We start from the raw sequence: 13,386 nt of genomic DNA, 5'->3' as shown, positions 1-13,386 counted from the left end.
TAGACAGAACTCTATAACACTCTTCTGCCAGTCTACTTCTCCGGCTGTTAATACCGCCTCTGAAGTAGGATATTCCTATAACATCAATTTACCTTCCGTAAACTAAACTTCTTTGCCTGATAAGAAATAATGGATTTAGTAAGATAAAATCAAGTAACGGGAGATTGTCAAAGACCAGGTTAAGGAGTTCATAATCACTATTCTCTAAAATCGATTTAGAAGGAATGGGAGAATAGTGTTTTTTAGTAAGTTTCGTCGAAACTGCCTCCCGAGTCAAAGCCTTGGTAAGGCGATACTTTCTCTGATGCCCATACTAGAGTTTATGTTTAAGTGGGGTAAAAACTATATGGAAAATACAGCTGTGAAAAACGATTGAGAAATCAACGATCTATCGATTAGAAAAATCCTTTTTGCAAAACAGAAGTAATGTGTTAAGGCCAAGTAAAGTCGAAAGAAGAAATTGTTCATCAAGAAAGCACTCTGGCAGAAAAACAACATTCACGAACGAATAAATACAAACAACCATGGTACAGAGACTTTAATAAAGGTTTCTGCACCATGGTTGTTTACATAATTATTAATGATTTCAGTTGATGGCCGAAATCTTTTTTTAAAGAATAAAAATGAAGCATTCAAAACGTTCGTAAAAGTCAATGTAGATTCTTGAAAATGGATGTTTCAGGGGAAAACGCCACCCTTCGTGAACGTGTACTCACATGAACGATACTAATGTTTATATTCCGTGTTAAAAGAGCTGCTGGCTATACCTAAGCCCTTACTAATCATTTTTTATTTTGTGTCTCTAAAGAAAGATGATTAAAGACAGTAGTTGAATTCCATACATTTAACCCTACACGCCCATTGTTAAAAGTCGTATCAGACTTTTCTAGGATCAGATTATCATCCAAATAAGTTTGGATCAGACTGCCTTTTGCTGTAACTTTTAATTTGTATGTTTGATTAGGATTAAGTACCATATGTTCTTCCTGTAGAACTTCAATCTTCCCATCTACAATTTTAAACAATTTCAATATATCATTACGTACATCCACTGTAGCTATATAACCATTTTCGGCTTTTTCATCTGCTCGGAATAAAAGAGCTCCAGCTCCCTCGTTTAATACCTTCACCTCGGTTTTGTATGTGAAATCACTTGCGGTTTGAGAGGCAACTATAAAGCTGTCAGAATCGCTGCGGCCTTGTTTCCCTTCTCTAGTGTCTCCCCATTCACCATTGATTGTGGTCCATCCAGATAGATTGGAAACAATCGGACTGATTCCCCATATACTTTTTAATGTATACATTTCAAGAGATTCTAAATGAGCAGTACCGCCAAGACTATAAAGTTCGACACCCTGATTCTCTGGTGATGAGAAAATTTGATCAGTTAACACTTGTTTTCCTTCATTAACAAACACTTCGATGGACGAACGATCTAGAAGAAATTTCAATTTCACTTTTCCATTTGTATTTTGTACAGGGGCTTCATGTATTTTTTTTACATTCGGACCAAAATCATATCCTGAATGGGTTCGGTCAATAAACACTGTTTCATTGCTAGGGTTGTATCCAATGGTCGTATATTGTCCATTACCATTTCTTACTTTAAATCCAACTTCACTTGCTTTATTTGCTGAAAGTTCCGCTTCGATTTCTAACGTATCTCCCTTAACATTTTTCAATAGATTTTTACCAGGGATAATAGATTGGTTGCTTAACTTAAAAGCTTTATCTCGCAAGGTTATTAATTGTTGTACAGGTGTTTGTTTCAATTGTAACCCCTTCTCTGTCTGCACTAACGATAATTCACGCGGAACAGTGGTTGAGCTTCTCCATGGGGAAGTCGGGGTGTCGTTCGCATATTGCCAGTTACTCATCCATCCCAACCATAACGGCTTGCCTTTATTCCCAGTATTGTTCCATGTCACACCTGCATAGAAGTCTGCCCCATAATCCGTCCATAGAACCTTGTCTGACGAATTATTATTCGTGAATTTTTTTCCATCAAAGTCACCCACAAAGTATTGCATTCCTGAACCCCCGGCTGCTGCTCCATCATTTATACTTACAGACAACACCCACTTTTTCTTATTCGATTTCCCTTCAACCGGCACCTGAATTAATTCTGGACATTCCCACACTCCGCTATAAGATCCTTGTGTCCCTTCTGTCCATTCACCATTTATAAAGTCCCATTCTTTAATCAAGCCCTTTTTCTTACCTACGAAAGGTGTATCAGCCTTAGTTGGATCATTGTCAACGACAATAGGCAGTGACCCTTGATTGTATACATGAAAATCGTCCACATTAATGTGTCCCCAACCTCCAGTTTTATTGTCCACCACTTTCATATAAACGGTCTCTCCAATATATTTTGAAGCATCCCATGTCACACGGCGATACTTTTCATCCTCCGCCCACTTGGTGTTTTCTGCACGAATTAATTCCTTATTATCAGAGGCGCGGACGAGCGCTACATAAAGGTTTTTATCATATCCCCCACCAATCAAGAAATTAATTTCGCCGCTTCCCCCCAGTGTAAAATAGGAAGATCGAATCGAACCGGTTGCATCATCCCCTTTTTCTGCTGTATATCCCCATAAATGATATTTATCCTGTTGTCCGAATGAACCACCCCAATAAGAAGTAGCTTTTGTAACATTTGCTGCCCCAAAAGCATCACCGTCAAGAACGTTCCATCCCTCTAGACTTCCTGACTCGAAATCAGGATTAGCAATATTTTGTTCCTTTGCCACAATGTAATTTTCTTTAATCACGTCTTGAAAGGTTACAATTGAATTACTTACAGTTAAACCAAAATGCCCGCTCTCATACGTTGTATCAACCTGTTCTATGATTTCTTTATTATCTATCAGTACCTTTATCTTGCTGCCATTAGTATAAACAGAAACATCATACACTTGATTTGAATCAATACTTATGGATTTTTCAGCTAAGATAGTAGGTCTATCGTTTTCAATTTTTAATAGACTAACCTTACCCTTCCCAGCATCCAATTGGGCAATGTACCCATTTTCACCGTTTTTGTCAGCTCTGAAAAGAAGTCCACCTCTCGCACTTTTCCCATTTAGTTTAACGTTTGCTCTATAACCAAATTGATCACCAACCTGTGAAGATACGTAATTACCGTTAGTATTAGAATTCCCTACCTTCCCTTCCATCGTACTTTCCCATTTTCCATCTATAGCTTTCCAGCTAAGGATATTTGTTTTAAAGTTAGTCGCATTTTTAAAGAAAACATTCCTAAAAACAGAAACAGCATTTCTATTATATAAGCCAAAATTCCCACTTTCATACGAATTATCAGTTATTTTTATAACCGGTTTGTTTCCTATAGAAAGTTTTATGAAATCCTTTTTAGTTTCCACTCTCAACTTAGTTGAATCTTCATCCATCACTTTAATTTTCTTTTCCTGAAGGACAATTTTCTTTCCATCAACCAATTTACTTAAAGTCACTTTCCCGGATTTGGCATCCAATCCAGCAAGATAAGCATTTTTTAAGGAAGAATCAGAACGAAAGACCAGTTCCCCAGAACCCTTTCGACCATTTTTTTCTCGTACACTTATATCCGCTTCATAAACAAAATCACTGCCTGTTTGTTTGGATAACACTGATCCATCCTTATCTAGGCTTGTGGCTTGCACCGATGTGGGATCAACACCAAATGAACTCCCGTAGCTCCAGTCCTTTAAATTGGGTGAAGTGTAAATCATAACATCGTTTTTCGCTGCAAGCGTCATCACCCACTTTTTTGATTGGTCATGCCAAAAAACCTTTGGATCGCGCCAATCCGAAATAGGAGGATTCGGCATTACCGGGTTCCCTTCATATTTTTTCCATGTTCTTCCTTTATCATTGCTATAAGCAAGACTTTGCACTTGCTTTGAACCATCGGCATGAGTAAAAATCGCCACCATTGCTTCTTTTCCAAATCCTGCAGTATTGTTATAATCAATCACTGCGCTTCCTGAGAATATCATTCCATTTTCATCTGGATACAGAGCTACAGGCAAATGCTCCCAGTGAACTAAGTCTTTACTGACCGCATGTCCCCAATGCATGGGACCCCATTTAGAACTATAAGGATCGTTTTGATAAAAAAGGTGGTATTCCCCATCATAATAGACCATCCCATTCGGGTCATTCATCCAACTTGCTTCAGGTGAAAAATGAAATTGATTTCGGTTACTTTCATTATAGTAATTTGAATCGGCTGCAAATGTCGGAACAACTAGGATTAATGCTAAAGTGCAAATTACACCACATGCTAAAAGTTTTTCTATTGCTTTTTTCAACGGCCTCACACCTTTGCAATTTTGTTTTACTTTATAATGATTGAGACTGGCTTCTTAATCGGTCAATAAGTACAGCAGCTATGATCACACCGCCTTTAACAACGAGTTGCCAGTAATATCCAACATCCATTAACGTTAGTCCATTGCTAATTACACCCATTATTAAAACTCCAATAATGGTCCCTTGTATTCTCCCAATACCACCCGTTAAACTCGTGCCGCCTAATATTACTGCGGCAATAGCATCAAGTTCATACCCTAAACCTGCTGTTGGCTGTCCAGAAAATAATCGACCTGCCAGAACAACACCCGCAAGACCCGCTAATAGTCCGCTTAACGAATAAACTTTCATTAAAGTGCGCTCTACTTTAATACCTGTAAGACGTGCCGCTTCCTCACTTCCACCAATTGCGTATACATGACGGCCAAACATAGTATATTTCAAAACAAAGAACATACCAATATACACAATAACCATGATATAGATAGGAGTGGGGATTAAAAACAGCCGACCAGCTCCTAAAAATTTAAACAAATCTGACTCCACAACAATAGGGTAGCCACCGCTAATCACGTACGCAAGCCCTCTTACATATGTGAAACTCCCAAGGGTGACAATAAAGGCCGGCAATTTAGTTTTTGCTGTAAAAAATCCATTTACAAGTCCAAAGAAAGCCCCCACTAATAGTCCAGCAGAGATTGACACCAACGGATGTATTCCCGCTTGGGAAATCATTACGGAAACAACACCTGATAAAGCAACAATGGCACCTACAGATAAATCAATTCCGCCTGTTAAAATGACAAGCGTCATTCCAGCTGCCAGTACGCCATTTATGGACACTTGTTTAAGTACATTTAACAAGTTAGACATCTCCAGGAAATTTGGTGCAGTAAAAGCCAGCACAGCACATAATAATACTAAAATAATGAGCATTCCTAAGCGATTCCAAATTTGTAGAGCTTCCTTTCCATATCGGGCTTTATCAGTGGTCACAACCGTTGTATTCGCTTTCATTTTCATTCCCCCCCTGTAGCAAAAAACATGATTTTTTCTTGTGTTGCTTCTTGCCTTGTTAAATGCCTTTGTAATTTACCTTCATGCATTACTAGAATTCGATCACTAATTCCCAAAATTTCAGGCAGCTCGGAGGAAACTACTAACACTGCCAATCCAGCTTCAGCTAACTTTGATATAATTTTATGAATCTCTGTTTTTGCCCCAATGTCCACACCCCTAGTTGGTTCATCGAGAAGTAGCACCTTTGGACCAATCGAGAGCCACCGTGCGATGACAACCTTTTGCTGGTTTCCACCGCTTAAATTGGCAACAAGCTGTTCAGACGAAGAAACCTTTACTCCTAATTCTTTTATAAGGTAATCTGCTTTTTGATCAATTTCTTTCCAGTTCAATTTACCAGCTTTGCGAAATTTTTTTAATTCATTCATAATAATATTTTCTTTGACACTCATGTTCAGAAACAATCCTTGCTCCTTTCGACTTTCCGGCACATGGGCAATTCCATGTCGGATTGCATCATTCGGAGAGGTAATATTCACTTTTTCTCCATTAACCAGAATTTCACCACCTGTTTTTTGAGAAGCTCCAAATATGGTTCGAATTAATTCGGTTCTACCTGCCCCTACAAGACCAGCAAGTCCTACAATTTCACCAGGATATATTTTAAACGAAACATTTTTCACAACCCTTTTATCCGATATTCCATTTATTTCGAGGGCGGGCTTCGTGTCATCAACACGAGATGTAGCTACTTTTGTGTGCCTCTTAAAAAGGGAGTTTAATTCCCTGCCGACCATTAACTTTACAAGATGCTCAGGATTTGTTTCCTTGATTGGTCCACTATTTATCCACTCTCCATCTCTTAGAACGGTATACCTGTTTGAAATTCGAAAAATTTCATCCATTCGATGAGAGATGTAAACAATAGCAACACCTTTCTTTTTTAAATCCTCAATTATCTCAAATAACTTTTCAATTTCTTTATCAGTTAACGATGCGGTCGGCTCATCCATAATTAACACGTCTGCATTATATGAAAGAGCACGAGCAATTTCTACAACTTGTTGCTGTGCCACACTTAATGTGGAAACTATCGTTTTGGGATTTAATTCAGATCCCATTGAATGTAAAATTTCTTTTGCTTTATGATAAACATCATCCCATTTAACCATGCCAAATTTATTTTCAGGAAATTTAGTACCCATTAAAATATTTTCACTTATTGTCAAATTTGGAGATAGCTTCAGTTCTTGGTGAATCACACTAATTCCTTGTTTCTTCGCTTCCACTGGACCACTCCAAGTGACAGAATTATTCTTATATATGATGCTGCCACCATTTGCATCAGGCTGATAGATACCTGATAATATTTTAATAAGTGTAGATTTCCCTGCTCCATTCTCCCCCATTAATGCATGAACTTCCCCCTTATAGAGTTCAAGATTAATATTTTTTAAAACAGTAACTCCTGAAAATGTCTTACTGATTCCTTTCATTTTGAGAATGGGAGAGGGAGAGTCAGATACCGAAACAACATCATTCTCAATTAATTGTACACTGTTCACATGATTGTCCCCCTTAATGAATGAATTTCTTAAAAAAGATAAGACCTTCTAAGGAAGATCTTATTCAGCATCTCATTACCAACCTTTATAGTTGTTCACATTCTCCTGAGTAACTAATTCAACAGGAACTTTGACTAACTTGTCGACTTTCTTTCCATCCAACACATCTTTCCCAATTTCCAATGCTTTTTTCATCATCTCATCTGGATGCTGTGCAGAAGTAGCTGTAAAACTTTTTTTCTCTTTTAAAGCTTCGACTGCTTCTGGAGCACCATCTACACCCACTATAAAAAATTCCTTCTCACGTTCTGCTTGTTCTTGAGCAATCTTTACTCCAAGTGCTTCAGGATCATTAATAGCAAAAATTGCATCAATAGATCCTTTCGAATGTGCTTGCAAGATATTTTCTGTTGCAGATAACGCTTTTTCTCTATTTCCTTCTCCATTTTGTTTAGCAATCACCTTAATCTCTGATTTCTTAATCGCTTCTTCAAAACCATTAATACGATCAGTAACTGCAGATACCGGTGGTCCTTCAATTATTGCTATATTTCCTTTCCCTTTTAATTGTTTGATCATATACTCACCTGCAATTTTGCCTGCTTGGTAATTGTCAGATGTAACAACACTGTCCACTCCGCCTTCTGCAGCTACATCAATTGCAATAACCGGGATACCCGCTGATTTGGCTTGTTGTACTGCCGCAGCAATTCCTTTTGAATCGACTGCATTTAAAAGAATTAAATCAACTTCTTTGGTAATGAAATCTTCAATTTGAGAAGTTTGCTTCGCCAAATCATAGTCTGCACTCACCGTAATTAACTCAGCCCCCATTTCTTTTGTCGCTTCCTTCGCTCCTTTTGACATAGAAACAAAGAAAGGATTAGAGAGCGTTCCTAGTGTTAACCCTATTTTTAATTTTTGGTCACTTTTATTTTTTTCAACACTTCTCGAACTGTTTGATTGTGATTCCGATCCTGTATCAATTACGCTGCAGGCAGTCAAAACAACCAGAAACATCATGATAATCAAAATAAATGACGATTTTAGATAAGTTTTCATAAAATCCTCCCGTTTTTTAAATTTTGCCTGTATTGAGTTAAATTCTTAGTTAAAACATGTATCATCTCCCCACCATATATTTGGAATCGCTTTCATAATTGATCATTTATGATTTTTTTTGACCAACTATGATTATATATGACAATCTTATGAGAATATTAAATAATTGTCAATGTTTTCTAAAGATTTAGAATTCTTTTAAAAATAATGTATTACTCTGCATAATCGTGTACAATTACGATGTACACTGTGATGGAGGTAGATTTTTTTGTACAGTGAAGAGAGAAAATTAAAAATTATTGATTTTATAACTAACTATTCTAGAGCCTCAGTCCAAGATTTAAGTGATTATCTAAAAGTATCGCAATCAACGATTCGAAGAGATTTGAAAGAACTTCAAACAACTAACCAGATTCAAAGAACTCATGGGGGAGCTGTTTCTTTACAAGCCGTTAATTTTGAACCAAAGATTATGGATAAAGAAGTTGAATTTGTACAAGAAAAAAAAGCCATCGCAAAAAAAGCTGTCGAATTTATAGACGATGGAGATACAATTCTTTTAGATGCTGGAACAACTACTCTGCCAATCCTCGAAGATCTTCAACAGTTTTCCCAGTTAACAATAGTCACCAATTCCATACTGATTATGAGAAATTTCAAACCCACTGCAGGTATAGAAATTTTGTTTTTAGGCGGAAGCCTGCGAAATGAAACGCTTGCATCGGTAGGATCGTTTGCTGAACAAAACTTGGAAATGATCCGTGTGGACAAAGCTTTTGTGGCGATAAATGGTGTTCATTTAACTGAAGGTTTGACAACACCAAATTTAATGGAAGCTAGGATAAAAAAATTGATGATCCAGAATGCACAGCAAGTTATCCTATTAAGCGACTCTAGCAAAATGGGAAAGGTTTCTTTTGCAAAGGTTGCAGACTTGCAGGAAATTGACAAATTTATTGTGGATGATCGACTCCACCCTTCCTTTAAAAAATCATTGGAAGACCTTGGGGTTGAGGTTATATCTGTTCAGACTCCACCTTGAAGCATTTAACAGAAAAACACTCCTTAATCTAAGAAGTAACTGACGATTGACCCTTAGACAGTGACTGGATAAAATTCATTTTTATATCGAGTCATTGATCATAACGGCATAAATTTAGAAAAAGGATTTTCACAAAAGAAAATAATCATTTTCTAAATATTTGTATCCGAAAGGAAAAGAGCTTGCACAATTTGTGCTACCTACGTTTTACCTGCAGCTGGAGTGTTTAAAAAGTTACTCAAAAGAGGAATTAAAGACAAGGATTAAGTGAATTACAGAATTCTCAATTCATTATTGATAAAGGGATTTAATATCTTCCTATCGGTAGAATGGTTTGTAAAAAAATAAGAAAGAAAGCGTCTGTACATAACCCTGTCAAGTAGACAATAAAAAAAGAGTAGTTCAAGCTGCGGCCTTTTCTTGGTATTCAATCGGGGAAAGGCCGTTAAATCTTTCTTGGAAGCGGTTAGTATTGTAGAAGTCTATATACTCCTGAATAGCTATAAAAGCTTGCTCTGCTGTTTTTGGGCGTACCAAATATAACTTCTCTGTTTTTAAATGCGAGAAGAAAACCTGCTTTATCATTAGAATTGCCACGACGAGAGTGTCTTCCTTGAATACCGGGTTCTTTTACCTGCTATTCGCATGATTTCGTCGTATATTGTAATCCTTGGTCAGAGTGGAAAATGGGCACCCTTTTTAAATCCAACCAAATGCTCCTCAATTCTGAAAGAATTGAAGCGTTCTTAACAATTAGAACATCTTTCGTTCCGAATGTTTCAAAAATAACCAGTCGTGAAGGGTTATCCATAAAATTAAAGTTAATTCGCTTGGAATCTCCCATAGCAATGCATAAAAATAACCCTGGAGATTTTCCAGGGCTTTTAAATCAATTGGCCATAAATTCACCGGATCTAATGGTGAAACATCCCCAGCGAAGGATGGAATTATTTAATCATAGGTAACCAAATCGTTACGATCATTACTAATAGCAGTTCTTGGTACAAAATTAAGTAAGGTAAGGTTCAAATTGGATTGCTCTGTTTGATAGCTTTTATCGATCTGGTTCTTCAGTGTTTGGTGGAGGATACGTAATCTTGCCATTGCTCGAACGTGAATTTGTCCCTACTGGTAGGCTTGATAAAGAGGCATTTCTTGTTGGATATGGTGCTACACAAGCTGTACCAGGACCATTATTTACGTTTGCAGCGTATATAGTGCCGTGAAAAATGGATGCAAGGTGTCTTATTAACAACGATTGCTATGTTCTTACCTGCCTTTCTTTTATTTTAGGGACATTGCCGTTTTGGGACATATTACGCCGTAATTCTAAAGTAAAAGGGCATTAATGGGAGTAAATGCAGCAGTTGTAGGCATCTTGACTGCGGCCCCATTTGCGGCTCCATCTTAGCTCCTATAGACTTTACTTTTGCTGCTATCTGTTATACGAAAGGATCAATGTGTCAACTTCTTTGTTAATATCCATATTTTACAGCTCTTAAAATGACTATAATTCACAATACCTAATAATGGTAATCATCATAAAAAAACAGGTAGTTCTTAATGAATAAACCTGCCCCGATCGTTGCATAAAGAAAAGGCTGCCTTAAAAACAGTTCTAATCTTCAACTAACGCCCCGTTTGTTAACAAGAAAATTAACAAGATTCTTTAAAAGTGTCTTTTTCATTAGAAAAAGATTCACAAACGAATCGCGAGTCTTTTTTCTCATATTTTCGTTATTTAGTATTCAGAGATCCATAATTGTTTTTTCCTTTACAACAGGAGAATCATTCATGCCGCTGATTAGTAAGAATCGCGAATAGTACTTTAGGATGAAACAGATGGAGAGGGCTTCGGATAAGATTCATTACTCTGACTAATCGACTATATATTTCAGGATCAGAAGCTGAAAGTTCATATACCCTTTTGCAGTACCACTGCTTGTATGGCTGAACAAAGGTTCGCTCCCCTTTAATTTCGGGATGACGAAGAACCTCTGTTGTCGCCATTTCCCAAGGAACGTCAATAATCTTAGAAATCCTCTTATGAAATCTTTGACCAAATCCCTTGTCAGCCCTCTTCGTTTGAAAAAGAGAAGATTGCAACTCTAAAGCCTGCACCGCAGCAACAGAAATTCCCTGTCCGAAAAGAGGATCAAAACGGCAATGAGCATCACCAATGATTAAGAAACCTTCCGGAATGTTTTTTGCTTGATCAAAACGGCGTCGTACTTGATAAGGAACTCGATGTATTTTAATCTCGGAAAGAGGCTCTGCTCCCTCAAGAAATCGAAGAACGTCAGGAACAGGAAGTTTTTTAGCGTATGAGACAAATTCCTCATTTGTGTTTGGTGCATATGCATTAGCATACCCGCTGAACGTGACAGAGAATCGGTTGTCTTCAAGAGTTTGAATATAGGCACCGTAAGGGTTATCGGGAAAGCTCGGTGATATAAGGAGGTTTTGCCATTCGGGATGTTCTTGTTTTTTAAGAGAATAAAGGCGTGTTGCATAAAACAATTGAATCTTAACTCTTTGTTCCTTCACTTTTACATCAAGTGCTTGCAGCCACTCTATATTCTTAGAGGCAGAACCGCTGGCATCCACTACAAAACTGGCATCCAGTTCTTCTGCCAGACCCGTCTTACAGGAACGTACTCGGACTCCCAGAACGGTATTTTCATGCTTGTTTACTAACAGCTGTTCTGTTTTTGTTTCATATCGAGTAGTAATATTAGGAACTTCTTCAACCCGTCTTTGTAAATGCCATTCAAGCATAGGCCGGCTTTGCTGAATCAGGGTAAACTCTCCAGAAAACCGATGTTTCCAATAACCAAAATGGTGCCACTTCAGATCATTTGTAAAATTAGTGACGATGCTGCCATCTTCTATTAATTGAGACAATATCTCCGGAAACAAAATCTCAATGGCTTCTTCCCCTCTTTTCAATAAAACGTGAGGGTGGTAACTCTGAGGAACTCTTTTTCTAGGAACTTTTTCTTTACATTCTTGACCTGCTTCTACGATGATAACTTGCTGAAAAAAATGAGACAACGCTTTAGCAGCTAATTTACCGGCAATCCCCCCACCAATGACTACAGCCTTTTCCCGCATTTTATTCCTCCATTTTTCTTTTATATTTGCATGATTGAAGCAATCAGAAAACTTTTACTGTTTTGCCATTTTAAGCACGATCTTATTATAACTAAAAAACAAAAATAGGAGTAGAAAGATTAGCTATCACTTGGATCTTGATTCAACAGATCCGGTTAAAGTAGCGCCAGCGAATTTGCAAATGCAAAAGAGCTGTAAAAATGACCTCTTATTTTGCTAAAGCACCCGTTGTTGAAAAATCAAACCATTTTTTAATTCAATCAGTATATTAATCTCCAAATGCAAATATCAGTTCCACCTAGAAACTCAAAACTTCTTGCCTTACCAATTTACAAGATTGATTGTATGATTCCACCCTCTACGCGTTGAGCAACCCCATTGATAGAAGATGCATTTTTAGATGCGAGGAACACGATCGTATCAGCAACTTCTTCTACTGTTGCGTATCTCTGGATAAGTGACGTAGGCTGATCATTTTTAAAGTATTCTTTAATAAAGGTATCTAAAATATGACATTTGTAAGTTGTTTTAACTTTAATGGCAGTAAGGTACGAGCATAATAGATCAACATGATCGATTATAAAGAAATGACCAAATCATAAAGATTTGGTCATCACTTTTATTAACTTCCTTCTACTTTTTCATTCCCTTTAATACCCATATACCCGTCGTTTCTTTGCTTTGATTACTTTTCTAAAATCCTTGGTTGTTTTTATATTTTTTGAACCACTTTTTCAATCACCATTCTTCATGCCCCAGCATATAATACATCAAAGGAAAACCGGGGGTATCAACATGCAAGACAATCAACATGGATCGCAAATGAATGAGGTTGAAAAGTTTGATGAATGGGTAAAAAGTTTTTTTCTAGATCCGGAAACTTGTGCGTTGGATCATCAACTTTTTTCAATTGATATATACGAAAGTGACGATGAGTATATGGTGGAAGCGGTTTTGGAAAATCATGATGTGAAAGATATAAAAGTTTGCCTATGTGATAATGAGCTATCGATCACCGTTCACGATACTGATAAGCCATTTCTTGAAAAAAAAGAAGATACACTACCCACACAGAGAAAGATCCCTTTCCCCTTTTCGATTTGCTCACGAAGAATTACCGCTGAATTCTCGAATCCGATATTGGTGATTCGCATCCATAAGTTTTCCCCCGGAAAAACAGCTGAAGATATTAGCATTGAGTAGTTCGTTCATAAAAATAAAAAGAATGGCCTAGGGAACTACATCCCCCTTAGCCATTCTTTT

7 protein-coding genes and 3 pseudogenes are annotated in these 13,386 nt (G+C 37.3%); 3 read left to right on the top strand and 7 right to left on the bottom strand.

The annotated features are described in order from the left end of the window. Positions 1-782: 782 nt before the first annotated feature. The 4 genes from Q8G36_RS29405 to Q8G36_RS22120 all read right to left on the bottom strand — a co-directional run bounded on the left by Q8G36_RS29405 (position 783) and on the right by Q8G36_RS22120 (position 7,967). Positions 783-4,319: a GH32 C-terminal domain-containing protein gene (locus Q8G36_RS29405; protein WP_370694088.1), complete on the bottom strand. Its 3,537-nt coding sequence runs from the start codon at positions 4,317-4,319 to the stop codon at positions 783-785. A 31-nt stretch (positions 4,320-4,350) separates the two neighbouring features. Continuing rightward, positions 4,351-5,337, bottom strand: a complete 987-nt coding sequence (locus Q8G36_RS22130) for an ABC transporter permease subunit (RefSeq protein WP_305161396.1) — start codon at positions 5,335-5,337, stop codon at positions 4,351-4,353. A gap of 2 nt (positions 5,338-5,339) precedes the next feature. Then, a complete protein-coding gene (locus Q8G36_RS22125; RefSeq protein ID WP_305161433.1) occupies positions 5,340-6,836 on the bottom strand; it encodes a sugar ABC transporter ATP-binding protein in 1,497 nt (498 codons plus the stop codon). 144 nt (positions 6,837-6,980) lie between these two features. After that, positions 6,981-7,967 (bottom strand): ABC transporter substrate-binding protein, encoded by a 987-nt coding sequence (locus tag Q8G36_RS22120; protein ID WP_305161397.1) that lies wholly within the window; start codon positions 7,965-7,967, stop codon positions 6,981-6,983. A gap of 268 nt (positions 7,968-8,235) precedes the next feature. Here Q8G36_RS22120 and Q8G36_RS22115 point away from each other — a divergent pair, with 268 nt between their 5' ends. Continuing rightward, a complete protein-coding gene (locus Q8G36_RS22115) occupies positions 8,236-9,009 on the top strand; it encodes a DeoR/GlpR family DNA-binding transcription regulator (protein WP_305161398.1) in 774 nt (257 codons plus the stop codon). A gap of 402 nt (positions 9,010-9,411) precedes the next feature. Here Q8G36_RS22115 and Q8G36_RS22110 read toward each other — a convergent pair. After that, positions 9,412-9,745 (bottom strand): annotated as a pseudogene (locus tag Q8G36_RS22110) (IS3 family transposase); the annotation flags it as partial. Positions 9,746-10,034: 289 nt separating this feature from the next. Between Q8G36_RS22110 and Q8G36_RS22105 the strand changes: the two are divergent. Then, positions 10,035-10,488: pseudogene (locus tag Q8G36_RS22105) on the top strand (chromate transporter); the annotation flags it as partial. 309 nt (positions 10,489-10,797) lie between these two features. Here the strand turns inward: Q8G36_RS22105 and Q8G36_RS22100 are convergent. Together Q8G36_RS22100 and Q8G36_RS22095 are read right to left on the bottom strand one after the other, a co-directional pair. Continuing rightward, positions 10,798-12,123, bottom strand: a complete 1,326-nt coding sequence (locus Q8G36_RS22100; RefSeq protein WP_305161399.1) for an FAD-dependent oxidoreductase — start codon at positions 12,121-12,123, stop codon at positions 10,798-10,800. 329 nt (positions 12,124-12,452) lie between these two features. Beyond that, positions 12,453-12,626: pseudogene (locus tag Q8G36_RS22095) on the bottom strand (SDR family oxidoreductase); the annotation flags it as partial. A gap of 292 nt (positions 12,627-12,918) precedes the next feature. Here Q8G36_RS22095 and Q8G36_RS22090 point away from each other — a divergent pair. Beyond that, positions 12,919-13,326: an Hsp20/alpha crystallin family protein gene (locus Q8G36_RS22090; protein WP_305161400.1), complete on the top strand. Its 408-nt coding sequence runs from the start codon at positions 12,919-12,921 to the stop codon at positions 13,324-13,326. Positions 13,327-13,386 lie beyond the last annotated feature (60 nt).

Source organism: Peribacillus frigoritolerans (genome assembly GCF_030676415.1).
Taxonomy (GTDB): domain Bacteria; phylum Bacillota; class Bacilli; order Bacillales; family DSM-1321; genus Peribacillus; species Peribacillus frigoritolerans_A.
Note: the sequence above shows the minus strand (reverse complement) of the source record. Positions and strands in the feature narration are given on the sequence as shown.